Origin of the sequence: Streptomyces sp. NPDC015131, assembly GCF_043079975.1 — a bacterium.
Lineage (GTDB): Bacteria > Actinomycetota > Actinomycetes > Streptomycetales > Streptomycetaceae > Streptomyces.
Window position 1 is genome coordinate 1 of sequence record NZ_JBIBVB010000009.1, and the last position, 24,010, is coordinate 24,010.

Genomic DNA, 24,010 nt, shown 5'->3' on the forward strand with positions numbered 1-24,010 from the left:
TTCGGTGTTTCCAACCTTACCAGATCCTTTTTCCGTTCCGTTTCCGGTTCGGATTCTGTTTCCGGTGGCCGTTGGAGGGCCTTTGCCTTTCGGCTGCTCCGACTTTATCAGAGTTTCTCAGTCGGAATTTCCGGCTCTTCCCGGTCACCCTGAGAGACACACGAAGGTGTCGGGTGCCCGGTCTGGCGGAGCCGTAAACGTACTGGAGCGGGGCGCCCCGATGCAAATCGAGGGGCCCCGCTCCGGTGGACGAGCCGACAGGTCGTCAGACCTCCACGACCACAGGGAGGATCATCGGGCGCCGGCGGTAGGTGTCCGAGACCCACTTGCCGATGGTCCGGCGGATCAGCTGCTGGAGCTGGTGCGGCTCCGCGACCCCGTCCGCGGCCGACTTGGCGATGGCGTCCTGGACCTTCGGGACGACCGCGTCGAACGCGCCGTCCTCGATGCCGGAACCGCGCGCCTGGATGTGCGGGCCGCCCACGATCTTGCCGGTGGTGGAGTCCACGACCACGAAGACCGAGATGATGCCCTCGTCCCCGAGGATGCGCCGGTCCTTGAGGTGGACCTCGGTGACGTCTCCGACGGAGAGGCCGTCGACGTACACGTACCCCGCCTGGACCTTGCCGGTGATCCGCGCCTTGCCGTCGACGAGGTCGACGACGACGCCGTCCTCGGCGATGACGATGCGGTCCTTGGGGACGCCGGTCAGGGCGCCCAGCTCGGCGTTGGCGCGGAGGTGGCGCCATTCGCCGTGGACCGGCATCAGGTTCTTCGGCTTGCAGATGTTGTAGAAGTACAGCAGCTCGCCGGCCGAGGCGTGGCCCGAGACGTGGACCTTGGCGTTGCCCTTGTGGACGACGTTGGCGCCCCAGCGGCTCAGGCCGTTGATCACGCGGTAGACCGCGTTCTCGTTGCCCGGGATGAGCGAGGACGCCAGGATCACGGTGTCGCCCTGGACGATCCGGATCTGGTGGTCCCGGTTGGCCATGCGGGACAGGGCCGCCATCGGCTCGCCCTGCGAGCCCGTACAGACGAGCACGACCTCGTGGTCCGGCAGGTCGTCGAGGGTCTTGACGTCGACGACGAGGCCCGGCGGGACGCGCAGGTAGCCGAGGTCGCGGGCGATGCCCATGTTGCGGACCATCGAGCGGCCGACGAAGGCGACGCGCCTGCCGTACTCGTGGGCGGCGTCGAGGATCTGCTGGATGCGGTGCACATGGCTGGCGAAGCTCGCCACGATGATCCGCTTCTGGGCTCCGGCGAAGACCGAGCGCATCACGTTGGAGATGTCGCGCTCGGGCGGGACGAAGCCCGGGACCTCGGCGTTCGTGGAGTCCGAGAGGAGGAGGTCGATGCCCTCCTCGCTCAGCCGCGCGAAGGCGTGCAGGTCGGTGAGGCGGTTGTCCAGCGGGAGCTGGTCCATCTTGAAGTCGCCCGTGTGCACGACCATGCCCGCGGCGGTGCGGATGGCGACGGCCAGGGCGTCCGGGATGGAGTGGTTGACCGCGATGAACTCGCAGTCGAAGGGGCCGAGCTGCTCGCGGTCGCCCTCCACGACCTCCAGGGTGTACGGACGGATCCGGTGCTCCTGGAGCTTGGCCTCGATGAGCGCGAGGGTCAGCTTCGAGCCGATGAGCGGGATATCGGGCTTCATCCGGAGCAGGAAGGGGACGCCGCCGATGTGGTCCTCGTGGCCGTGCGTGAGCACGATGCCCTCGATGTCGTCGAGGCGGTCCTTGAGGCTGGTGAAGTCCGGCAGGATCAGGTCGATGCCGGGCTGCTCCTCCTCGGGGAAGAGGACGCCGCAGTCGACGATGAGCAGGCGGCCGTCGAACTCGAAGACGGTCATGTTGCGGCCGATCTCGCCGAGACCGCCGAGCGGGGTGACGCGCAGGCCGCCCTTGGGCAGCTTCGGGGGCGCGCCGAGTTCAGGATGCGGATGACTCAAAAGACTCTCCTCACCACACACGCCACGTACCAGTGAGGCACGTGGCGTGTATGTCATTCGTGCACTTGCTGTTGTCTGATGTTGCGTTCGTATTCAGTTGTGAAGTCTGTGGTTACAGCTGTACCCCGCCGGCGGCGAGGTCGATCTTGAGCTGCGCGGTTTCCTCCGGGGTGAGCTCCACCAGCGGCAGGCGCAGCGGCCCGGCGGCGTGGCCCTGGAGGGCGAGGGCGGCCTTGGTGGTGATGACGCCCTGGGTGCGGAACATGCCGGTGAAGACCGGGAGCAGCTGCTGGTGGATCTCGGTGGCCTTCTGGACGTCACCGGTGAGGTGGGCGTCGAGGAGGGCGCGGAGCTCCGGGGTGACGATGTGGCTGACCACGGAGACGAAGCCGCAGCCGCCGACGGAGAGCAGCGGGAGGTTGAGCATGTCGTCGCCGGAGTACCAGGCGAGGCCGCTGCGGGCGATGGCCCAGCTGGCGCGGCCGAGGTCGCCCTTGGCGTCCTTGTTGGCGACGATCCTCGGGTGGGCGGCGAGGCGGACGATCGTCTCGGTGTCGATCGGGACGCCGCTGCGGCCGGGGATGTCGTAGAGCATCACGGGCAGGCCCGTGGCGTCCGCGATGGCGGTGAAGTGGCGGAACAGGCCCTCTTGCGGGGGCTTGTTGTAGTACGGCGTGACGGCGAGCAGGCCGTGTGCGCCGGCGCGCTCGGCGGCGCGGGCGAGTTCCACCGAGTGGTGGGTGTCGTTGGTGCCGATGCCGGCGACGATGTGGGCGCGGTCGCCGACCGCCTCCAGGACCGCCCGTACGAGCTGCTCTTTCTCCGCGTCGCTGGTGGTCGGGGACTCGCCGGTGGTGCCGTTGAGTACCAGGCCGTCGTTGCCTGCGTCGACCAGGTGGGCGGCGAGCCGCTGGGCGCCGTCGAGGTCGAGCGCGCCGTCCGCCGTGAAGGGCGTGACCATCGCGGTGAGGACCCGCCCGAAGGGGGTCTGCGGAGTGGAGATCGGAGCCATGGGTAACACGCTACTCGCTGCTCTGCCCGCTGGGTCCCCTCGGGGGACGTGAGGAAGGTGGAGCCCGGCACTGCCTGCTCGGGGGTTCAAGCAGTGCCGGGTCCGTTTGATCAGCCTAGATGAACTTCTCGAAACGCCGCAATACGGACACTTCGGGCGGCTGATCCGTACATCTGTGCCGTGCGCTGACCTGCGACGACTACGGAGCGACGCGGCCGTTGGCGTTGAACGCCGCGTACGTCAGAGGCATCAGCCGGGCCCACTCCTGCTCCATCTTCTCGCCGACCATCTCGATCTCCCGCTGGGGGAAGGACGGCACCTTCGCCAGCTCGTGCTGGGTGCGCAGGCCGAGGAAGTGCATCAGCGAGCGCGCGTTGCACGTGGCGTACATCGAGGAGAACAGGCCGACCGGGAGGACCGAGCGGGCGACCTCGCGGGCCACACCGGCGGCGAGCATCTCCTGGTACGCCTCGTACGCCTGGACGTACGCGCTCTCCATCGTCCGTCCGACCAGGGCCTGCTGCTCCTCGGTGCCCTCCACGAAGACGTACTTGCCGGGGCGGCCCTCCTGGACGAGCTTGCGGGAGGCGTCGGGGACGTAGAAGACCGGCTGAAGCTCCCGGTACCGGCCGGACTCCTCGTTGTACGACCAGCCCACGCGGTGCCGCATGAACTCGCGGAAGACGAAGATCGGGGCGCTGATGAAGAACGTCATCGAGTTGTGCTCGAAGGGGCTGCCGTGCCGGTCCCGCATCAGGTAGTTGATGAGCCCCTTGGAGCGCTCGGGGTCCTTCTGGAGCTCCTCCAGGGACTGCTCGCCGGCGGTGGAGACCCGGGCCGCCCACAGCACGTCGGTGTCGGCCGCGCTGTGCTTGACCAGCTCGACGGTCACATCGCTGCGGAAACTGGGCTTCAGGTCTTCTGCGGGGGTGTCGCTCACCGGCGGGTCCTTCCCATTGCGTCGCTCGGGCGGCGCCCACTTTACGGCCCGGCACCGACAGCACATGAATCCCTGGGATTCGGGCACCGAGAGGGGCACCAAACCGCCGCTTCACACGTCTGTCCCTGTAGCAGCGTCCCGCACCGAGTACCTAGGAGGGTTCTCACATGTTCCGCCGGCGTGAGGCAGTCCCGTTCGCGTTCGTCGCCGAGGCCGACCGCTTCCGCAGTAACGTCACTCCCCCGGCTCGGCAGCGTCCCAGCATTTCCGAGGTCACCGGTCGTACGCTGATCGGGCTGACCGTCGTGGCCGGTCTGGTCGGGTCGCTGCTCTTCGGGCTTCCGGCGATGGAGGCGGGCCCGGGCACCACCGGTCACCAGCAGCAGTCCGAGGCGTCCCACGGGCGCTGACGCGGCCCCGCCCCCCGTACGGCCCCCTGATGTGGCCGGTCACGGCACTGCTGGGTAGCCTCACCCGGCACCAGCCCCATCGAGCGTGCGTATGAGTGAGGACCAGCCGTGCCCCTGCCCTTCCTGACGGCCGACCGTGGTTTCGACACCGACGAGGACGTCGCGCTGCCGTTCGACGACCACGACCAGTGGCGCCGCCCCTACCGCCCGGGCCCCTGGCGGGTCGGGGCGGCGGCGCTGGCCCTGCTGCTGGCCTCGTTCATGCTGCTGGCCACGATGATCGTCGCCTTCGCCGGGGCCCTGCCGGCCGCCGCCGTCTGCTTCGGGCTGGCGGCGCTGGTGATCGGCGCCGCGCTGCGGATGCTCCGGATGGGGACCTGGGTGAGCCGGCACGGCGTGCGGCACGTCGCCTTCCTCCGTACGGTGACGCTCCCCTGGGAGCGGACCGGCGGGGTCCGCACCGTGCAGCAGCCGGTGCGCCTGCTGGGGCTGCCGCGCACGGTCCAGGGGCAGGCCCTGGTCGTCGAGCGCGCCGGCGGTGAGCGGCTCGCGCTGCTCACCGATCACAGCGCGGACTTCCTCGCGCGCGTGGAGGCCTTCGACCGGGCGGCGGACACGGTAGAGGCGTGGAGCGAGGAGTACGCGGTCAGTTCCTGACCGGCTGCCCGTCCCGGTCCCGCTCCCCCGCCGCGTGGAGGGCGATCGCGCGCTGCATGGCCTTGCGGGCGCGCGGGGTGTCGCGGGCGTCGTGGTACGCCACCGCGAGCCGGAACCAGCAGCGCCAGTCGTCCGGGGCGTCCTCCGTCTCCTCGCGCCGCCTGGCGAAGACGGCGTCGGCCGAGTCGCGGTCGATCCGGCCGCCGGGGGTCCGCTTCAGCTCGTCCACCGGCAGGCCGCCCTCCGCCTCCAGCTCGGCGGCCAGCCGGTTGGCCCGGGTGACGAAACGGGTGTTCTGCCACAGGAACCAGACGCCGATGGCCGGCAGGACGAGCACCGCGCAGCCGAAGGCGACGGTGAGCACGGTGCCCTGCTGGATCAGCATCACGCCACGGCTGCCGACCAGGACGAAGTAGACGACCAGGACGGCTGCCGTGACGGCGTACGTGATCTTCGCGCGCATGGTGTGATCAGCCCAGGTCCAGGAAGTTTTCCAGCCCGAAGGTCAGACCGGGGGTCGTCACCACGCGGCGGGCGCCAAGCAGGATGCCCGGCATGAAGCTGCTGTGGTGCAGCGAGTCGTGCCGGACGGTGAGGGTCTCGCCCTCGCCGCCGAGCAGCACCTCCTGGTGGGCCAGCAGCCCCCGCAGGCGTACGGCGTGGACCGGTACGCCGTCCACGGACGCGCCGCGCGCCCCGTCCAGCGCCGTGGTGGTGGCGTCCGGCTGCGGGGCGCTGCCCGCCTCGGCGCGGGCGGCGGCGATGAGCTGGGCGGTGCGGGTCGCGGTGCCGGAGGGGGCGTCCACCTTGTTGGGGTGGTGCAGCTCGACGACCTCGACGGACTCGAAGTACGGCGCGGCGATCTGCGCGAACTTCATGGTCAGGACGGCGCCGATGGAGAAGTTCGGCGCGATCAGCACACCGGTCTCCGGGGACGCCTCCAGCCAGCCGCCGAGCTGCGCGAGCCGCTCGTCGGTCCAGCCGGTGGTGCCGACGACGGCGTGGATGCCGTGGCGTACGCAGAAGTCGAGGTTGCCCATGACGGAGGCCGGGGTGGTGAGCTCCACCGCGACCTGGGCGCCGTTCTCCGCGAGCGTCTCCAGCTTGTCGCCCCGGCCGAGGGTGGCGACCAGTTCCATGTCGTCGGCGGCCTCGACGGCGCGTACGGCCTCGGAGCCGATACGCCCCTTGGCGCCGATGACCGCGACCCGCAGCTTGCTGCTCATGCTCGTACTTCCTTCGGTTCCGTACGGTGGTGCCTGACGGGGGACGGGGTGCCGGGCCCTTACGCGACCGCGGTGTGGAGGCGGTCCGCCTGCTTGTCCTTCAGCGGGCCGATCACCGACAGCGAGGGGCGGCGGCCGAGGAGCTCGGCGGCCACGTCCCGGACGTCGTCGGGGGTGACGGCCGCCATCCGGGCGAGCATGTCGTCGACCGACATCTGGTCGCCCCAGCACAGCTCGCTCTTGCCGATGCGGTTCATCAGGGCGCCGGTGTCCTCCAGGCCGAGGACGGTGGAGCCCTTGAGCTGGCCGATCGCCCGCTCGACCTCGTCGTCGGTGAGGCCCTCGTGCGCGACGCGGTCCAGCTCGTCGCGGCAGATCCGCAGCACGTCGTGGACCTGGCTGGGCCGGCAACCCGCGTACACGCCGAACAGGCCGCAGTCGGCGAAGCCCGAGGTGTACGAGTAGACGCTGTACGCCAGGCCGCGCTTCTCGCGGACCTCCTGGAAGAGGCGCGAGGACATGCCGCCGCCGAGGGCCGTGTTGAGCACGCCCAGGGCCCAGCGGCGGTCGTCGGTGCGGGCGAGGCCGGGGACGCCGAGGACGACGTGGGCCTGCTCGGTGCGGCGGCTGAGCACCTCGACGCGGCCCGCGGTGCGGATGGTGCGGCGGCCGTCGCGGGGGGCGACCGGGGCGGCGGCCGCGCCGGAGAGGGCGCCGGCCTTCTCGAAGGCGCGGCGCACCTGGCGTACGACCGTGGCGTGGTCGATGTTGCCGGCGGCGGCGACGACCAGGTGCGTGGGGTCGTAGTGCTTCTTGTAGAAGCGGCGGATGCGGTCCGCGGTGAGGCCCTCGACGGTCTCGACGGTGCCGAGCACCGGGCGGCCCAGCGGGCTGTCGCCGAACATCGTCTTCGCGAACAGGTCGTGGACGACGTCACCCGGGTCGTCCTCGGTCATCGCGATCTCTTCGAGGATGACGCCGCGCTCGGCGTCGACGTCCTCCTGGAGGATCAGCGAGCCGGTGAGCATGTCGCAGACGACGTCGATGGCGAGCGGCAGGTCGGTGTCGAGCACCCGCGCGTAGTAGCAGGTGTACTCCTTCGCGGTGAAGGCGTTCATCTCGCCGCCGACCGCGTCGAGGGCGGAGGAGATGGCGAGCGCGCTGCGCCGGCGGGTGCCCTTGAAGAGGAGGTGCTCCAGGTAGTGCGTGGCGCCGCCGAGGGAGGGCGTCTCGTCGCGGGAGCCGACGTGCGCCCAGATGCCGAAGGTGGCGGAGCGCACGGAGGGCAGGGTCTCGGTGACGATGCGCAGGCCGCCGGGGAGGGTGGTGCGGCGGACCGTGCCGATGCCGTCCTTGCCCTCGAGAAGCGTTTGGGTACGGGCGACGGCCCGCGCCTCCGAGGAGGTGCGGGCCGTCGGCCTCGGACTACGGGACGTCACTGGTCGGCGTCGTCCTTCTTCTCGCCCTCGGCGGCGTCCTCGTCCGCCATCACGGGGATGAGGGAGAGCTTGCCGCGCTGGTCGATCTCGGCGATCTCGACCTGGACCTTGGCGCCCACCGCGAGCACGTCCTCGACGTTCTCCACGCGCTTGCCACCGGCGAGCTTGCGGATCTGCGAGATGTGCAGCAGGCCGTCCTTGCCGGGCATCAGGGAGACGAACGCACCGAAGGTGGTGGTCTTGACGACCGTACCCAGGTAGCGCTCGCCGACCTCCGGCATGGTCGGGTTGGCGATGCCGTTGATCGTGGCGCGGGCGGCCTCGGCCTGCGAGCCGACCTGGGCACCGATGTAGATGGTGCCGTCGTCCTCGATCGTGATCTCGGCGCCGGTGTCCTCCTGGATCTGGTTGATCATCTTGCCCTTGGGGCCGATGACCTCACCGATCTTGTCCACGGGGATCTTGACGGTGATGATCCGCGGGGCGTTCGGGGACATCTCGTCCGGCGTGTCGATCGCTTCCATCATCACGTCGAGGATGTGGAGGCGGGCGTCGCGGGCCTGCTTGAGGGCCGCGGCCAGGACGGAGGCCGGGATGCCGTCCAGCTTGGTGTCGAGCTGGAGGGCGGTGACGAACTCCTTCGTACCGGCGACCTTGAAGTCCATGTCGCCGAAGGCGTCCTCCGCGCCGAGGATGTCGGTCAGCGCGACGTAGTGCGTCTTGCCGTCGACCTCCTCGGAGATCAGGCCCATGGCGATGCCGGCGACGGGGGCCTTGAGGGGCACACCGGCGTTCAGCAGGGACATGGTGGAGGCGCAGACCGAGCCCATGGACGTCGAGCCGTTGGAGCCGAGGGCCTCGGACACCTGGCGGATCGCGTAGGGGAACTCCTCGCGCGTCGGCAGCACCGGCACGATGGCGCGCTCGGCGAGCGCGCCGTGGCCGATCTCGCGGCGCTTGGGCGAGCCCACGCGGCCGGTCTCACCGACGGAGTACGGCGGGAAGTTGTAGTTGTGCATGTAGCGCTTGCGGGTCACCGGGGAGAGGGTGTCCAGCTGCTGCTCCATGCGGAGCATGTTGAGGGTGGTGACGCCCAGGATCTGGGTCTCGCCACGCTCGAAGAGCGCCGAGCCGTGCACGCGCGGGATGGCCTCGACCTCGGCCGCCAGCGTACGGATGTCGGTCAGGCCACGGCCGTCGATGCGGACCTTGTCCTTGATGACGCGCTCGCGGACCAGCTTCTTGGTCAGCGCGCGGTACGCCGCGGAGACCTCCTTCTCGCGGCCCTCGAACTGCGGGAGCAGCTTCTCGGCGGCGATCTCCTTGACGCGGTCCAGCTCGGTCTCGCGCTCCTGCTTGCCGGCGATGGTGAGCGCCTGCGCGAGCTCGTTCTTGACGGCGGCGGTCAGCGCCTCCAGGACGTCGTCCTGGTAGTCGAGGAAGACCGGGAACTCGCCGACCGGCTTGGCGGCCTTGGCGGCCAGGTCGGACTGGGCCTTGCAGAGGACCTTGATGAAGGGCTTCGCGGCCTCGAGACCGGCGGCGACGACCTCCTCGGTGGGGGCCTCGGCGCCGCCCTTGACCAGCTGGATGGTCTGCTCGGTGGCCTCGGCCTCGACCATCATGATCGCGACGTCGCCGTCCTCCAGGACGCGGCCCGCGACGACCATGTCGAAGACGGCGTCCTCGAGCTCGGTGTGCGTCGGGAAGGCGACCCACTGGCCACGGATCAGCGCGACACGGGTGCCGCCGATCGGGCCGGAGAAGGGCAGGCCGGCCAGCTGCGTGGAGCAGGAGGCGGCGTTGATCGCGACCACGTCGTACAGGTGGTCGGGGTTGAGCGCCATGATCGTCTCGACGATCTGGATCTCGTTGCGCAGGCCCTTCCTGAAGGAGGGGCGCAGCGGCCGGTCGATCAGGCGGCAGGTGAGGATGGCGTCCTCGGAGGGGCGGCCCTCCCGGCGGAAGAAGGAGCCGGGGATCTTGCCGGCCGCGTACATCCGCTCCTCGACGTCCACCGTGAGGGGGAAGAAGTCGAGCTGGTCCTTGGGCTTCTTGGAGGCGGTGGTCGCCGACAGCACCATGGTGTCGTCGTCCAGGTACGCCACGGCGGAGCCGGCGGCCTGCTTGGCCAGGCGGCCCGTCTCGAAGCGGATGGTGCGGGTGCCGAACGCGCCGTTGTCGATGACGGCCTCGGCGTAGTGGGTCTCGTTCTCCACTAGCGGTTTCTCCATTGCTTGTCGTCTTTGGTCCCCTCGCCCGTGTGGCGGAGGGACGGGGCGGAGAAGCGCGCCTTGTGTGCGGGCCGGTCTTCGATCGAAGCACCCGGGGTGTCTCCCGGGGGCCACTACCGAGGACCGGCGGCGAGGGCGCCTCTCCTGATCCGTTTCCGGATCCGTTCCGGATCTGATTCCGGTCTGTTCCGGATCTGATCCGGTGAAACGTCGGTCGTGCTGTCTGAAGTTTTTACACGGCGTTCTGGGACCAGCCTACAAAGCGGCGGTGACAGTCCGCACGTACAGCAAAGGGAGCGGCCCCCTGATCGTGGGAACCGCTCCCTTCACGGCGTCTTACTTGGCGCCGCCGGCCGCACCGCGGCGGATGCCGAGGCGGTCGACCAGCGCGCGGAAGCGCTGGATGTCCTTCTTGGCCAGGTACTGCAGGAGGCGGCGACGCTGGCCGACCAGGATCAGCAGACCCCGGCGGGAGTGGTGGTCGTGCTTGTGGGTCTTGAGGTGCTCGGTCAGGTCCGAGATGCGGCGGGAGAGCATCGCGACCTGGACCTCGGGGGAGCCGGTGTCGCCCTCCTTGGTGCCGAACTCGGCCATGATCTGCTTCTTCGTAGCGGCGTCGAGAGACACTCGGTACTCCTCTTGGTGTTCGATGCGCCCGCGAGTGCCCCTGGTCGGTGTCTCAGGGGAGCTTCCGTGACTCGGAGGCGAAGGTCCGATGAGCGCTGCTTCCAGATGCTCCGGGAGCGCGTACACAAACGGCCGTCACACAGAGTACCAGCACGGCGGAGCGGTCGGGTCCGTGGCGGGTGCCGCGGAGCGGACCGGTGCGCCGGTCCGCTCCGTGCCGGGGCGCCGCGGCGTCAGGACGTCGTCGCGCGGATCGCGTGGTAGACGTCGAAGACGGCGAGGCACAAGGGCAGCAGGGTCAGCAGGACGAAGGTCTCCGCGATCTCCAGGAAGCGCCCCCAGAACGGGGTGACGCCCTTGCGCGGCACGATCAGGCCGATGGCGGTGATCAGGGCGGCGACGCCGGCGACCGCGGCGGCGAGCCACACCGTACGGATGTCCAGGGCGGTGGAGTCGCGCCACAGGTCCTCCGGCGGGTTCAGGCACAGGCCGAGGCCCAGCAGCACCAGGGCGCCGAGACCGGCGGCGAGGGCGCAGCCGACCTGGGCCGTGTAGCGGAAGAGGTGGGCGCGCATCAGCATGGCCACGCCGGTGGCCAGGGCCAGCAGCTGCGCCCACACGTTCCCGGAGAAGCCGAGGACCGCCGCGGCGCCCACGGTCAGCAGCGCGCAGCCGCCGACCAGCCCGACCAGCAGCTCGTGCCCGCGCCGCACCTGGGCGGCGATCCGGGTGGCGTCGACCGGGCCCTGGGGCTCCGGCTCCGTTCCGTAGCCGCCGACGGCCGTACGGGGCGGTTCGAAGCCGATGGGCAGGCGGGCGAACCGGGTGGAGAGGCCCGGCAGGAAGGCCAGGGCGCCCACGCCGAGCGGTGCGCACACGGCGGCCGTCTCGGAGGGGGTCATGGTGGTGAGGATCGCGACGAAGGTGACGAGCACCCCGGTACCGGACGCGAGGACGAACGCGACGAAGGGGCCGTCCCCGCCGGGTGAGACGAACATCAGGACGACGGCGACGACCAGGACGGCGGCGCAGGCGAGCAGGAACTGGAGCTTGCCGTTGCCCTGGCCGGCGGCCGGCGCCAGCAGTCCGGCGCCGGCGACGGCGGCGTTGGCCATCGCCCCGACGCCGAGCGCCACGGCGGAGCCCCGGTCGTCGTAGACACGCGCGCGTACCGCCGCCAGGGCGAGCAGCAGCACGGCGCCGACCGCGGCGAGGATGCCCGGCAGGCCGTGCATGTCGTGCCGGGGGCCGGAGGACCACAGGACGAAGGCGAGCAGCACCAGCAGGACCGAGCCGCCGAGGAGGCCGGCGCCGCGCATCAGGTCGTCGGACCAGAGGGTGCGGTCGCGGGCGACGGCCGAGGCGACGGCGTCGGAGACGTCGTCGAAGACGGCGGGGGGCAGCGACTCGGCGAACGGCCGCAGGGACAGCAGCTCGCCGTCGAGGATGCGCTGGGCGGCGAGCGAGCGCGCGCTGTCGAGGACGGTGCCGTCGCGGCGTACCAGGTGGTAGCCGACCGGGGCGCCGGGGGCGGGGCTCTGGCCGGACAGCCGCAGGATCTCCGGGTGGAGGTCGGCGACGGGGATGTCCTCGGGCAGTGCGACGTCGATGCGGCCGTCCGGTGCGACGACGGTGACCCGGCAGAAGCCGGTTCCGCCGCCGGACGGAGGCGCGGGAGTCGCGTGACCGGTTCCGGTTCCGGTGGCCGCGGCTGGGGCCGTCATACTCACCTGCTGCTTCCCCTCGTGGTGGTGGTGGAGCGCCCCGCGCGTGCCGGACGCGCGGCCGCCCGTGGTGCGCGGCCGCCCGTCGTGCTCGGCGGCCCGTCGTGCTCGGCTGCGCGTCGTGCTCGGCTGCGCGCCGTGCGCGGTTGCGCCGGGCGCGTGTTGCGGCCGCGTCCGGCGCGGTCGGCGGCGGCGTGGTGACGGGTCGCCGGCCGGTGGTGCCGGGGCCTCTCCGGTCCCCCGGGCCGCCGGGCCGATCGCCCCGCGGTCGAGGGGCGGCGCGGCCCCGCGATTTGCGTTGGTTCACGCACGCGCCAACTCGTCGCGCCACCCTACCGCCCACCCGTCACCCCCACCGCCAGTAGGATCCCCTCCGCGGATGGAGCCCGTCGCCACGGGGGCGCCGATAGGAACATATCCGTCCGGCAAGGGAATTGGTGAGCTGTGAGTCAGATCGTCGTCAAGCGCCCACCACGGGCCCTTCCCTCCGAAGTGCCGGGCGATCCGGTGCAGCTGCAACCGCCGCCGGAGTTGCCGCGGGGACAGCAGGAGGGCGTCCTGATGCAGCTGCTGCCGACGCTCGGCATGGGCGGTTCGGTCGTGTTCTTCTTCATGACGCCGAACCCCGTGATGCGCATCATGGGCATGGTGATGATCGCGTCCACCGTCGCCATGGCGATCGCGATGATGGTGCGCTACCGGCGCGGCACCCAGGGCCAACTGGCCGATCTGCGGCGCGACTACCTCAAGTACCTGACGCAGACCCGGCGCTCGGTGCTGCGGACGGCACGGCTCCAGCGCGACGCGCAGTACTACCTGCACCCGTCGCCCGAGCAGCTCTGGGCACTGGTCGCCGAGGGCAGCCGGGTGTGGGAACGGCGCCTCGGCGACGAGGACTTCGGGCAGGTACGCATCGGCCTGGGCAGCCAGCAGCTCGCCACGCCCCTCGTCGCGCCCGAGACCGCCCCCGTCGACGAGCTGGAGCCGCTCACCGCGGGCGCGATGCAGCAGTTCCTGTCCGCCCACGGCACCCTCGACGGGCTGCCGATGGCCGTGTCGCTGCGCGCCTTCTACCACGTGACGGTCAGCGGCGAGGAGGAGTCCGCCCGCTCGGCGGCCCGTGCCATGGTCGGCTCGCTCGCCGCGCTGCACTCCCCCGAGGACCTGGTCGTCGCCATCGCCACCGGCAGCGGCACCGCCGACCGGTGGGAGTGGGCCAAGTGGCTCCCGCACGTCCAGGCCCCCGGCCCCGGGGACGGCGCGGGCAGCCGGCGGCTCATCACCACCGACGCCCGGGACCTGCACGACATGCTGGCGGCGCGCCTGGAGGGCCGGCCCCGCTTCGGCGGGCAGCCGCTGCTGGACCAGCCGCACATCGTGGTCGTACTCGAAGGCCAGTCGGTGCCCCCGGCGTCACCGCTCGCCTCGCCCGAAGGCGTCCAGGGCGTGACCGTCATCGAGGTCGTACCCGGTGAGGTGCACGGCCCGCGCGGCGGCCTGTCCATGACCGTCACACCGGACACGCTGCGCCTGGAGTCGGGCCACGGCCTGGTCTACGACGGCGTACCGGACCGGCTGAGCCCGGAGGCGGCGGAGGCGCTGGCCCGCCAGCTCGCCCCGCTGCGCATCGGCTCGGGCGCGGACGACGACGAACCGCTGCTGGCGAACCTGGACTTCACCGACCTGCTCAACCTCGGCGACGCGGCCTCGGTCGACGTCGGCCGCACCTGGCGGCCCCGCTCCCAGTCGGAGCGCCTGCGGGTGCCCATCGGCGTCGGCGAGGACGGCTCCCCGGTGATGCTGGACCTCAAGGAAGCGGCGCAGGAGGGCATGGGCCCGCACGGGCTGTGCGTGGGCGCGACCGGTTCCGGCAAGTCGGAGCTGCTCCGCACCCTGGTGCTCGGCCTCGCCGTCACCCACTCGTCCGAGACCCTCAACTTCGTCCTCGCGGACTTCAAGGGCGGTGCCACCTTCGCCGGCATGTCGCAGATGCCGCACGTCGCCGCGGTGATCACCAACCTGGCGGACGACCTGACGCTGGTCGACCGGATGGGCGACTCGATCCGCGGTGAGCTGAACCGCCGCCAGGAGATGCTGCGCGACGCGGGCAACTACGCCAACATCCACGACTACGAGAAGGCCCGCGCCGCCGGCGCCCCGCTGCAGCCCATCCCCTCGCTGGTGCTGGTCATCGACGAGTTCAGCGAACTCCTCACCGCCATGCCGGACTTCATCGAGATGTTCGTGCAGATCGGGCGCATCGGCCGGTCGCTGGGCGTGCACCTGCTGCTGGCGTCGCAGCGGCTGGAGGAGGGCCGGCTGCGGGGCCTGGAGACGTACCTGTCGTACCGGATCGGTCTGCGGACCTTCTCGGCCGCCGAGTCGCGGGCGGCGATCGGTGTGCCCGACGCGTACCAGCTGCCGAACGTGCCCGGCTCCGGCTATCTGAAGTTCGGTACGGACGAGATGGTCCGGTTCAAGGCCGCGTACGTCTCGGGCGTCTACCGGGCGAACCGGAACGCCGCCGTTCCGGGCGGCCCGCTGCCGGTGGACCGCAGGCCGGTGCCGTTCACGGCGGCGCCGGTCCCGGTGCGGTACGCCGAGCCGGCCGCGCGGGCGCGGGTGCCCGAGCCGCGGGCGGCGGAGGACGACGCGCTGGCGGACTCGGTGCTCGACGTGATCGTGCGGCGGCTGGAGGGGCGCGGCGCGGAGGCCCACCAGGTGTGGCTGCCGCCGCTGGACAACCCGCCGCCGCTGGACGAGCTGCTGCCGGGCCTCACCGGGGTGGAGGGCCGCGGCCTGACGCAGCCCGGCTACGAGGGCGCCGGCCGGCTGGTCGTACCGCTGGGCGTGGTGGACAAGCCGTTCGAGCAGCGCCGGGACGTCCTGTACCGGGACTTCTCCGGCGCGGCCGGCCATATGCAGATCGTGGGCGGTCCGCAGTCGGGCAAGTCGACGCTGCTGCGCACGCTGGTGGCGGCGTTCGCGCTGACGCACACGCCGCAGGAGGTGCAGTTCTACGGGCTGGACTTCGGTGGCGGCGGCATGTCGTCGGTGGCGGGGCTCCCGCACGTCGGCGGGGTCGCCTCCCGCCTCGACCCGGAGAAGGTGCGGCGCACGGTCGCCGAGGTGTACGGCATCCTGGCGCGGCGCGAGGAGTACTTCCGCAGCGCGGGCATCGACTCGATCGGTACGTACCGCAAGCTGCGCGCCCGGGGCGAGATCTCGGTGGCGGACCAGCCGTGGGGGGACGTGTTCCTGCTGATCGACGGGTGGGGCAACTTCCGTACGGAGTACGAGGCTCTGGAGCACGCGGTGGTCGACATCGCGGCGCGCGGGCTGGGTTACGGCATCCATGTGGTCGTCACCGCGTCCCGGTCCATGGAGGTCCGCGCGAATCTCAAGGACCACCTGATGAACCGGCTGGAGCTGCGGCTGGGCGACACCATGGACTCCGAGCTGGAGCGCAAGATGGCCGCGAACGTGCCGACGGGCGTGCCGGGCCGCGGTCTCATCCCGGAGAAGCTCCACTTCATGGCGGCGGTCCCGCGCATCGACGGCATCAACTCGGACAGTGACCTGTCGGAGGCCACCGCCGCGATGGCCCAGGAGGTCGGCCGCCACTGGACGGCGCCGGGAGCCCCCGCCGTACGGCTGCTGCCGCGCGAACTCGACGCCAGGAGCCTGCCGGCGGGGCACGCCGAGCCGAAGCGCGGTGTCGCCTTCGCCATCGACGAGAACAACCTGGAGCCGGTCTTCGTCAACTTCGACCGCGACCCGTTCTTCCTGGTCTTCGGGGAGAGCGAGTCGGGGAAGACCAATGTGCTGCGGCTGCTGATCAAGCAGTTGTGCGAGCGGTACGACGGCGACTCGGCGAAGTTCTTCGTGATCGACAACCGGCGCGGGCTGCTGGACGTCACGCCGCCGTCGCACCTGGCGGAGTACGTGCCGATGTCCAACGCCATGGACCACCACGTGGACGCGCTCGCCGACCTGATGCAGCGGCGTACGCCCTCGCCGGACGTCACGGCCCAGCAGCTGCGGGACCGCAGCTGGTGGCGCGGTCCCACGGTGTACGTGGTGGTCGACGACTACGACCTGGTGTCCACGTCGAGCGGCAACCCGCTGGCCAAGCTGACGGAACACCTGCCGTTCGCCCGTGACGTGGGGGTGCGTTTCATCGTCGCCCGCAGCGCGGCGGGGGCGAGCCGCGCGGCGTACGAGTCGTTCATGCAGCGGCTGATGGAGCTGGGCGCGCAGGGCGTGCTGCTGTCGGGTGATCCCCAGGAGGGCGACATCCTGGGCGGCGTCAGGATGCGTCCGATGCCGGCGGGCCGGGGCATCTTCGTCTCGCGTCAGCGGGGCAACCCGCTGGTGCAGACCGGGTGGCTGGGCGAGCCGGAGTGAGCGTGCCGCGCCGCCCGCCGTGGTGGGCGGCGCGGAGTTCGCGTGCCGGGGCGTACGAGGTGAGGTGACGGCGCGCCGGAGCAGTGCCAGGGCGCAGGCCGGTCGCCGTACACGGTGCCGGAAGGTGACGAGGGAAGGGCGAGCACATGGCGTGGGACGAGTGGGAGCAGCTGAAGTCCTCGGCCGCTGAGAAGCAGTCGACGGGCATGAGGCTGAACGGGCTGCCGCCGGAGGACAGACCGAACGCGGGCGGCCCTCAGGGCGATCTGCACGTGGACCAGCAGGACCTGGCGAAGATCGGGGACCACGCCTTCGGGCTCTACAACCGGCTGTGGAAGGAGGCCCGGGTCACCAGCACCGATGCCACGGGCACCGACCTGACCTCGCAGGGCTTCGCGCTCGGCCAGGCGCTGCAGCACGTCTCGACACGGTGGGACAAGCAGCTGGGGTCGGTGATGGACGCGTGCGCGCTGATCTCCAACCACCTGGACTTCACCAAGAACGCCCACGCGGGCGACGAGATCCACATCGAGCGGCATGTGAGCAGCATCTACACGCTGGACGCGGGCTTCGACGACGACTGGGCCAAGCGGGGCGAGAAGAACCCCGTCTACGGTCAGAAGGAAAAGAAGAAGGACGAGGGCTGAGGAGCATCTGATGGATTTCGAAGCCCTTCACTCGGCCTCCTTCGGCCTGCTCGACGACACGGTGAGCGACTGGACCAGCATGCTGACCCGGCTCACGAACCTGAAGAAGGCCGCCGAGGACGGCCTCCACAAGCAGGCCAACAAGTCCAACTGGGCCGGCTACAACGCGACCGTGTCACGGGAGTTCGTCGGCAAGACCGCCGGGGAGTTCGGCGACGCCGTCGTCCAGGCCACGTCCATCCGCAACATCATGCGGGACACCCGTGACGAGCTGAAGGCGCAGCAGCGCCTGCTGAAGGACGCCATCGAGCGCGGACGCGGGAAGAACCTCACGGTCACCGTGAACGGCGGCGGCTTCACCGTACGGGAGAATCCGGACAAGAAGGCGCCGGGCGGGCAGGCGGACGTGGACGCCCTCCGGGACGAGCTCCAGGGCATCCTGAACAAGGCCACGGAGATCGACACCACCGCGTCGACCGCCCTCAAGGCGCTGGTCGACCTCGTCGACCACGGCTTCTCGGACGCGTCCTACAAGGACCGCGACACCGCCGCCGGTGCGGTGAAGGAGGCGGAGCGGCTCGCCGCCCTCGCCAGGAAGAAGCCCGAGGACCTCACTCCGGAGGACTTCGACGCCCTGAAGGCGGGGCTGGGCAGGTACGCGGGCGACGAGATCTTCGCCGAGCACTTCGCGTCCACACTCGGCGCGAAGGGCACCCTGGAGTTCTGGGCCGGGGTCAATGAGCCCCGGCTCGCCTACCGGATCGGTCACGAGCGTGTCGACCAGTTTGACGACCTCCAGAAGCACCTGAGCCTGACGCTCGCCACGGCCACGCAGGCGGACACCCCGGAGATGTCGAAGTGGAAGGCCGACATGGTCAGCCTCGGCGACCAGCCGGTCTCCCGGAACAGCACGTCCATGGGCTTCCAGGTGATGAGCAACCTGATGCGCTGGGGCAACTACGACGACCGGTTCCTTACGGACTACGGCAGCAGGCTCATCGAGACCGAGAAGAAGCTGTCCGACAACGGCCGCCATGTGCCGATGGCCTGGCAGCACATGATTCCGAGTCCCTACCTCAACAGGACCGGCACCGACACCGGGTCGGATCCGATGACCGGCTTCCTCAAGGCCCTGTCGAACAGCCCGGACGCGGCCACCGACTTCTTCAATGGCACTTTCGTCAGCAAGGACGAGGACCACGAGTTCATGACGAAGGACAAGGAAGGCAAGGAGGTCAAGGACACCCTGTCGAACTTCGACTATCTCTTCGAGGAGCGGGACTGGCCACAGGAGCGTGACGACAAGGGCGAGGACAGCATCAGCGGCCGGAACAACCTGGCACTCGCCCTCGAAGCGGCGACGACCGGCCACCCGGCCGGTGAGATGCCCACGGCGGACACTCCGCCGCACAGTGAGGCACAGGCGAAGCTGATGGAACGTCTTGTCAGCTCGATTTCCGAGGACAACAAGCGTCTTACGGATCACGGCTACATGTCCGACAGCATCGGACAGATCGCATCCGAGTACCTGCCGGACATCAACCGGGCCACCACGGACACCGACTCGAGTGCGGACGCCGGACGGGTCGAGAAGGAGGCCCGGGCGCGCGTTGAGAAGTTGTTCCCCGTTGCCGGGGCAGAAGCGGTCATGGACCACCGGGACGTTACGCGTTTCCTGCTCACGGTCGGTCAGGATCCTGAGGGATACGCCGCGGTCGAGGTGTCGCAGAAGGCATATATGGCCAACCTGATGGACTACCACCTCAACCCGGATCTGCCGGCCGATCAGCGTTACAGCGACAACAAGCAGTTGCTCGTCAGCGAGATCGCTCACGCTTCTGGCGAGGTCTCCGGAACTCTTAACGTCGGCCGTCAGGAGGCGGTGGCCGGCCCCGCAGCCGAAGCGGACAAGAAGTACGAGCAGTCCATGGCTCAGTGGAAGAACGGCGTTTCCGGCGGAATCGGCACCGGGATCGGCGTCGGCGTGTCGTTCATCGCCAGCCCCGTGGTCGGGGCGGCGGTAGGAGGCGCTGCCACCACCGTGAGCAGCCTGATCCTCGAAGAGATCTTTCAGAACGCCGAAGCAAAGGCCAAGGATGCCGCCGGCGCGCAAATGGGAGAAGACTGGGAGAGCGGGCTGGACAGCAACGTCAAGTACACCCAAAGCGCTGCTGCGGAAGCAGCGAAGGTGCACAACCTTCCCGATGAGGGCGACATCGCGGAGTGGGCACGCACTGGAGCCCGGGACGGCTACCAGCATGCCGGCGACTTCGCGGACCGTGTGGCGCCGGAGCTCCAGACAGACATCTGACGCCCACAGCTGCCAGGACCAGTGGAATCCCTACATGCGGAAGGACTGCAAATGATCCCGAACCCCCGGAGCGGGTTGCCGCGGGCAGTACTGCCCGCCATCGGCTTGTCGATCATGCTTGCGCTTACGACTTCGTGCTCGTCACCCGAGCGGGAGTACGCCGTACCCGGCGATCTGTGTGGCGTGCGCGTTCCCGCGAAGGCGCTGGAGCCGGTTCTCCCAGCGGGCAAGGAAGCCACGCTGCATCCGAGTGCGATCGGGGAAAACAAGCGCTGCCGCATCCACGTCGATGGAAAGTCCGTCTTTTCGGCCAGCATCGAGCCGTGGGAAAAGGATGCCAAGGCGCAAGACGTCGCGCGGGTGACGCTCTCGGTCGAGCCGAGCGACACCCTCAGCAAGGACCGTCGCTACATCTACTCCCCCACTGGGGCGGTGGGTCGTGTCGAGTGCCCGGCGCCCCCGGACTCGAAGCGGTCAGTGTGGGCGACGGTGCGGGTCACCCATGACGACGCGACAGAAGCCGACATGAAAAATCTCATCGAGGCCTACGCCAAGGCCGTCGCCGCGTCCGGTGCGTGTCGGGAGATGCTGGGTGGCTGACCTGGCGCGGAGGCGGGCCCGTGCGAGCAGCAGCGCGCCTGATGCCGGGCAAAGCTGGAAGGTACCCGAGCTCAAGCAACTGTCTGCGGAGAACCGCTGCGGGCGCCGGCGTCGGAACCGAACGTGAACTCCATGGCGGCGGACCTCAAGACGGACATCTGATGCCGTACGACACCGGCACGGGCACCGACACCGGAAGGCGATACGTGAGCAATTCCGCACCCTCCCCGGGAGAGGTATTCAGTCGAGAGGGACACGAGGGTCACAACGCCGTGAAAATGAGGAAGGCCGCATTGCTGGCGGCGGTGGTCGCCGCCGTGAGCGTCCTCTCGTCCTGCTCCGGCGGGACGACCGAAGAGCGGAAGTACGCGATCCCCGACGCCCTGTGCGGGGTCGCCGTGGAACCCAGTCTGCTGACGCCTTTCCTGCCCCCGGGAGAGAAGGTGTCCACGCGGGAGGAGTCGCCGTCCGGCGGGACACAGCGATGCAGCGTCCTTGTGGACGGGCAGGTGGCCCTCACGGCGACGCGGATCTGGTGGCGGGAGGGGGACAGCGTCAGCGACGTGGCCGCGGTGCACGCCAAGGTGGAGCCCGGTGAGGCCGTGGACGGCGGGAAGTACCTCTTCTCGGGCACCGGAGCAGTGGGCAGAACGGCGGGCTGCGCCGACGCGACCCACCCGGAGCAGGCTCTGTTCACGGTGCTTCAGGTGTTCGCCCCCGACCGGGACGACGAACCGGCGATGAAACGCCTGATGCCGGCGTACACGAAGGCGGTCGAGCGCTCGAAGGATTGCCGGCCCGGGGGCGCCGCGTAAGACGCCTGTCAATTATGAGGAGTACGAGTGTGCGCGATGATCTACGACGCCAGCGGCTGAAGGGGGCCGAGAGCTGCCCACCGGCCGATGAGCGTCCATCACCACATGGCCGGGCAGTCCTCCGCGGCCTTCTCTCTGCCGTCGTCATCGCCTTTCTCGCGCTCGCCGTGCCGGGATGCGCCGGCGGTTCCGAGAAGCGTGCGTTCCAGGTGCCGCCGGACCTGTGCGGCATTCCGGTCGCGCCCTCGGCCCTGGAGCCCGTGCTGCCCGGGAGCGGCAGCACGCTGGAGGCGACTTCGAGGTCCAGGGCCGTCGGCAGCACCAACTGCACCGTGACGGTCGACAAGCAGAGCGTTCTCGCGGCGATCTCGGAGTGGCAGTGGGACGCATCCGTACGGGAGGTGGCCGGCAGCAATCCGTACCTCAAGCTCGACCAGCACATCAGCGCGGACGGTACGTATGCGTACTCGGAGCAGGGCGGCGCGAGTCTGGTCTCCTGTCCGGTGGCGGCCAAGGAGCACCCGGGGGCTCAGCTCTACGTGAGAATTCTGATCTACGAGGCCGGCACACATGACGAGGCGGGAGCCAAGCGATTGCTGCAGACCTACGCCACAGCGGTAGCCGGCTCGCCGCAGTGCACGGGGGCCGGGCAGTGAGCCGCCGACCGGTGAGGAGACGGGCGGGGCGGCTGACACGTCCGCTCATGGCGGGTGTCGGTCTGGCGCTCGCGGTCGGTCCGGGCGACATCGTGAGCGGTCATCTCATCGAGGCGTACGCCAAGGCCGTCGCCGCGTCCGGTGCGTGCGACGACATGCTCGGCGGCTGAGCCGACCGAGCCGCACGACACCGTCGGCCGACGAAAAGGGTGGGCACCTCCCGCGCGTGCCCACCCTTGTGCGTGCGTCCGGCCTGCTCTAGAAGAAGCTGGCGGCCCTCTTGTCGCCCGCCTCGTAGGCCGGCCCCGCCTCGCGGACACGCGCCGCGATGCCCATCAGGGCCTGGTGGATGGCCCTGGTCTCCTTGTCCCAGTTGCGGTGCGCGGTGTCGGCCGCGGTCTTGGCCTCACCCTGGAAGGTCTCGGAGACACCCCGGATCTTCTGCTGGATGACGTCGAGCGCCTGGTCCAGTGCGGTCGCCTGCTTCTCGATGGTCCTGGCCGCCTCGTCGAGGGACGCATAGGTGACGACCATCACGCCGTCGTTGTTCTGAGCCACGGGTCCTCCTGTGTCGGTTGGTGCGTTGTCGGTTGTGCGGCTCAGTAGCCGGCGATGCTGGACGTCGCGCGCTTCTCCGCGCCGGCGTCTCCGCTGAAGCCGGCGGCCACGTCGACGCCCTGAAGGGCCTGCTTCACGTCGGCGTCGGTGTTACCGGCGGTCGTGCGGGTGACCTCGATCGCTTCCTGGAAGTTCAGCAGCATCTTCGCGATGCGCACCATGCCCTGGTTGATCTCGGTCTGCTTGACGTCGAAGGCACCGGCACCGATGCCCTTCCACCGGCCTTCGAGGCTGTCGATGACGCCCTGCAGGGTCTTCAGCTGGCCCTTGACGCCCTCGAACCGCTCGGTGAGCTCGTCCTGGAGCAGCTTGAGATCGTGATCGCCGACCTTCTGGACTGACATGTGTCGCTCTCCCTTTCCTGGGTTTTCCTTGCGCTGCGCCCTGCCGGTTCAGCCGGGCACGGGTGTGGTGCGCGGAAGCCTTGCCGTACCGCGCGTGAGGTCAGGCGTTGCGCCGCCGACGGGCCACGAGGAAGACGGCTCCCGCGACGACGACCGCGGCGGCGGCCCCGCCGAGGACGAGGCCCCATGTGCCGCCGTCCTCGGACGGCTGAGCTGCTTGCTTCCCGGAGCCTGCCGCGACCGCGTCCGAGCCGGGCCTGCCGCCCGGTGTCTTTGACGCGTCCGGTGCGGAGGGGGCCGGTGAGGCGGTGGCGCCGCCGACTCTCTCGTTGGTGAGGGGCGTGACGTTTGGGTCTCCCGGCTTGCCAAGGCCCCGGTTGATGTGTGCGCCGGGGCGGACGATGCCGTGGCCGAGGTAGTTGCTGACGGTGCCCGGCTTCCAGCCCTCGCCCCGCCCGGCTGACTCAAACATGACGCGCAGCACCTGATTACCGGTCCAGTCGGGGTGCTTGGACCAGATGAGGGCGGCGGAGGCGGAGGCGATGGCGGTGGCGGAGCTGGTGCCGCCATGGCCGTCGCAGTAGCTCGCGAAATTCTCGTCGCACCACCGCGGCAGCACACCGGACGGAGCAGCGATGTCAACGAACTCGCCGTGCTGCGAGTACTTGAGCACCCTTCCGTCCGGCCCGGACGCAGCCACTGCAACAGCTTCGGGATAGGCGGCCGGGTACTCCTCCTTGTTGGCCTTGTCGCCCGTGTTCCCAGCTGCGGCGAAGAAGAGCTTTCCCTTGGCCTGGGCATACTCGACAGCATCCCGGATGTCCGAAATGTAGTACTCACTGCCCCACGACATGCTGATGATCCGCGCGTCGCTGTCCGCGGCAGCGCGAATCGCCTGCTGGACGTCGAAGGCGTTCACCTTGTTGTTGTTCTGCAGTTCGGTGTCCGACACGCGATACGGAATGATCTTGGCTCCTGGCGCCAGGCCCTTCAGCCCGCCGCCCTTCCCCGTGCCGGCGATGAGTTCGGCCATCGACGTTCCGTGTCCGGTGTAGTCGTCGGTCTCGTCGCCCTGGATGCCCGTGAGGTCCTTCCCCTTCAGGACCTGGCCCTGCAGAGAAGGGGTGGACGGATTGACGCCGCTGTCGATGACGGCCACCTTGACACCTTCACCGGTGGTCGTCTTCCAAATGGTCTCGGCGTGCATGGCCTTCAAGTACCACTGCTTCGCCTGCACATCGGCAGCCGGTGCAGCGACGGCGGGCCCGCACGTGATCATTGCCCATGCACCAGCCGCGGCCAGGGCGGGCAACGCTCTTCGCCGCATCCGGCGCTTGGCCATGCGATCGGTGGTCCGGCTCATCACTGGCGTCATCCTGATTCCGAATCTTC

Annotated in this window: 21 protein-coding genes; 9 read left to right on the plus strand and 12 right to left on the minus strand. The window is 69.9% G+C overall.

Annotated features, from left to right (window positions below):
* Nucleotides 1–265: 265 nt before the first annotated feature.
* The 3 genes from ACF08D_RS29840 to thyX form a co-directional block, all read right to left on the minus strand.
* Nucleotides 266–1,951 carry a ribonuclease J gene (locus ACF08D_RS29840; protein ID WP_392227111.1) on the minus strand — a complete coding sequence of 562 codons (1,686 nt, stop codon included), beginning with the start codon at nucleotides 1,949–1,951 and terminating at the stop codon, nucleotides 266–268.
* Between the two features lie 112 nt (nucleotides 1,952–2,063).
* Complete coding sequence (dapA, locus tag ACF08D_RS29845; protein ID WP_392227113.1) at nucleotides 2,064–2,963, minus strand: 4-hydroxy-tetrahydrodipicolinate synthase; 900 nt, start codon at nucleotides 2,961–2,963, stop codon at nucleotides 2,064–2,066.
* Between the two features lie 199 nt (nucleotides 2,964–3,162).
* Entirely contained in the window at nucleotides 3,163–3,903 is a 741-nt protein-coding gene (thyX, locus tag ACF08D_RS29850) for an FAD-dependent thymidylate synthase (RefSeq protein ID WP_392227115.1), read from the minus strand.
* 167 nt (nucleotides 3,904–4,070) lie between these two features.
* On the opposite strand from thyX, the gene ACF08D_RS29855 reads away from it, so the two are divergent.
* Entirely contained in the window at nucleotides 4,071–4,313 is a 243-nt protein-coding gene (locus ACF08D_RS29855; protein ID WP_392227117.1) for a hypothetical protein, read from the plus strand.
* A gap of 108 nt (nucleotides 4,314–4,421) precedes the next feature.
* Entirely contained in the window at nucleotides 4,422–4,970 is a 549-nt protein-coding gene (locus ACF08D_RS29860; protein ID WP_392227118.1) for a hypothetical protein, read from the plus strand.
* On the opposite strand, the gene ACF08D_RS29865 is transcribed toward ACF08D_RS29860, so the two are convergent.
* The 6 genes from ACF08D_RS29865 to eccD all read right to left on the minus strand — a co-directional run bounded on the left by ACF08D_RS29865 (nucleotide 4,960) and on the right by eccD (nucleotide 12,220).
* Nucleotides 4,960–5,433, minus strand: a complete 474-nt coding sequence (locus ACF08D_RS29865) for a hypothetical protein (RefSeq protein WP_392227120.1) — start codon at nucleotides 5,431–5,433, stop codon at nucleotides 4,960–4,962. The genes ACF08D_RS29860 and ACF08D_RS29865 overlap by 11 nt on opposite strands.
* A gap of 7 nt (nucleotides 5,434–5,440) precedes the next feature.
* Nucleotides 5,441–6,196: a 4-hydroxy-tetrahydrodipicolinate reductase gene (gene dapB / locus ACF08D_RS29870; RefSeq protein ID WP_392227122.1), complete on the minus strand. Its 756-nt coding sequence runs from the start codon at nucleotides 6,194–6,196 to the stop codon at nucleotides 5,441–5,443.
* Between the two features lie 59 nt (nucleotides 6,197–6,255).
* A complete protein-coding gene (locus ACF08D_RS29875) occupies nucleotides 6,256–7,635 on the minus strand; it encodes a M16 family metallopeptidase (protein ID WP_392227124.1) in 1,380 nt (459 codons plus the stop codon).
* Entirely contained in the window at nucleotides 7,632–9,854 is a 2,223-nt protein-coding gene (locus ACF08D_RS29880; protein ID WP_392227430.1) for a polyribonucleotide nucleotidyltransferase, read from the minus strand. Before ACF08D_RS29880 ends, ACF08D_RS29875 begins: the two co-directional genes overlap by 4 nt.
* A gap of 351 nt (nucleotides 9,855–10,205) precedes the next feature.
* Complete coding sequence (gene rpsO, locus ACF08D_RS29885) at nucleotides 10,206–10,496, minus strand: 30S ribosomal protein S15 (RefSeq protein WP_003958228.1); 291 nt, start codon at nucleotides 10,494–10,496, stop codon at nucleotides 10,206–10,208.
* Nucleotides 10,497–10,729: 233 nt separating this feature from the next.
* A complete protein-coding gene (eccD, locus tag ACF08D_RS29890; RefSeq protein WP_392227127.1) occupies nucleotides 10,730–12,220 on the minus strand; it encodes a type VII secretion integral membrane protein EccD in 1,491 nt (496 codons plus the stop codon).
* Between the two features lie 444 nt (nucleotides 12,221–12,664).
* Between eccD and eccCa the strand changes: the two genes are divergently transcribed.
* The 7 genes from eccCa to ACF08D_RS29925 all read left to right on the plus strand — a co-directional run bounded on the left by eccCa (nucleotide 12,665) and on the right by ACF08D_RS29925 (nucleotide 21,826).
* Nucleotides 12,665–16,627, plus strand: a complete 3,963-nt coding sequence (eccCa, locus tag ACF08D_RS29895; RefSeq protein ID WP_392227129.1) for a type VII secretion protein EccCa — start codon at nucleotides 12,665–12,667, stop codon at nucleotides 16,625–16,627.
* Nucleotides 16,628–16,773: 146 nt separating this feature from the next.
* On the plus strand, nucleotides 16,774–17,274 hold the full coding sequence (locus ACF08D_RS29900) for a hypothetical protein (RefSeq protein ID WP_392227131.1): 501 nt from the start codon (nucleotides 16,774–16,776) through the stop codon (nucleotides 17,272–17,274).
* A 10-nt stretch (nucleotides 17,275–17,284) separates the two neighbouring features.
* A complete protein-coding gene (locus ACF08D_RS29905) occupies nucleotides 17,285–19,585 on the plus strand; it encodes a hypothetical protein (protein WP_392227133.1) in 2,301 nt (766 codons plus the stop codon).
* A gap of 51 nt (nucleotides 19,586–19,636) precedes the next feature.
* On the plus strand, nucleotides 19,637–20,185 hold the full coding sequence (locus ACF08D_RS29910) for a hypothetical protein (RefSeq protein WP_392227135.1): 549 nt from the start codon (nucleotides 19,637–19,639) through the stop codon (nucleotides 20,183–20,185).
* Nucleotides 20,186–20,346: 161 nt separating this feature from the next.
* Nucleotides 20,347–21,000: a hypothetical protein gene (locus ACF08D_RS29915; protein WP_392227137.1), complete on the plus strand. Its 654-nt coding sequence runs from the start codon at nucleotides 20,347–20,349 to the stop codon at nucleotides 20,998–21,000.
* Between the two features lie 29 nt (nucleotides 21,001–21,029).
* Nucleotides 21,030–21,656: a hypothetical protein gene (locus tag ACF08D_RS29920; protein ID WP_392227139.1), complete on the plus strand. Its 627-nt coding sequence runs from the start codon at nucleotides 21,030–21,032 to the stop codon at nucleotides 21,654–21,656.
* Nucleotides 21,657–21,703: 47 nt separating this feature from the next.
* A complete protein-coding gene (locus tag ACF08D_RS29925; RefSeq protein WP_392227141.1) occupies nucleotides 21,704–21,826 on the plus strand; it encodes a hypothetical protein in 123 nt (40 codons plus the stop codon).
* A gap of 88 nt (nucleotides 21,827–21,914) precedes the next feature.
* Here ACF08D_RS29925 and ACF08D_RS29930 read toward each other — a convergent pair whose 3' ends face one another.
* The 3 genes from ACF08D_RS29930 to ACF08D_RS29940 all read right to left on the minus strand — a co-directional run bounded on the left by ACF08D_RS29930 (nucleotide 21,915) and on the right by ACF08D_RS29940 (nucleotide 23,981).
* Nucleotides 21,915–22,214 carry a WXG100 family type VII secretion target gene (locus ACF08D_RS29930; RefSeq protein WP_392227143.1) on the minus strand — a complete coding sequence of 100 codons (300 nt, stop codon included), beginning with the start codon at nucleotides 22,212–22,214 and terminating at the stop codon, nucleotides 21,915–21,917.
* A 41-nt stretch (nucleotides 22,215–22,255) separates the two neighbouring features.
* Nucleotides 22,256–22,618 (minus strand): WXG100 family type VII secretion target, encoded by a 363-nt coding sequence (locus tag ACF08D_RS29935; protein ID WP_392227145.1) that lies wholly within the window; start codon nucleotides 22,616–22,618, stop codon nucleotides 22,256–22,258.
* A gap of 100 nt (nucleotides 22,619–22,718) precedes the next feature.
* Nucleotides 22,719–23,981 carry a S8 family serine peptidase gene (locus tag ACF08D_RS29940; protein ID WP_392227147.1) on the minus strand — a complete coding sequence of 421 codons (1,263 nt, stop codon included), beginning with the start codon at nucleotides 23,979–23,981 and terminating at the stop codon, nucleotides 22,719–22,721.
* Between the last annotated feature and the right edge of the window lie 29 nt (nucleotides 23,982–24,010).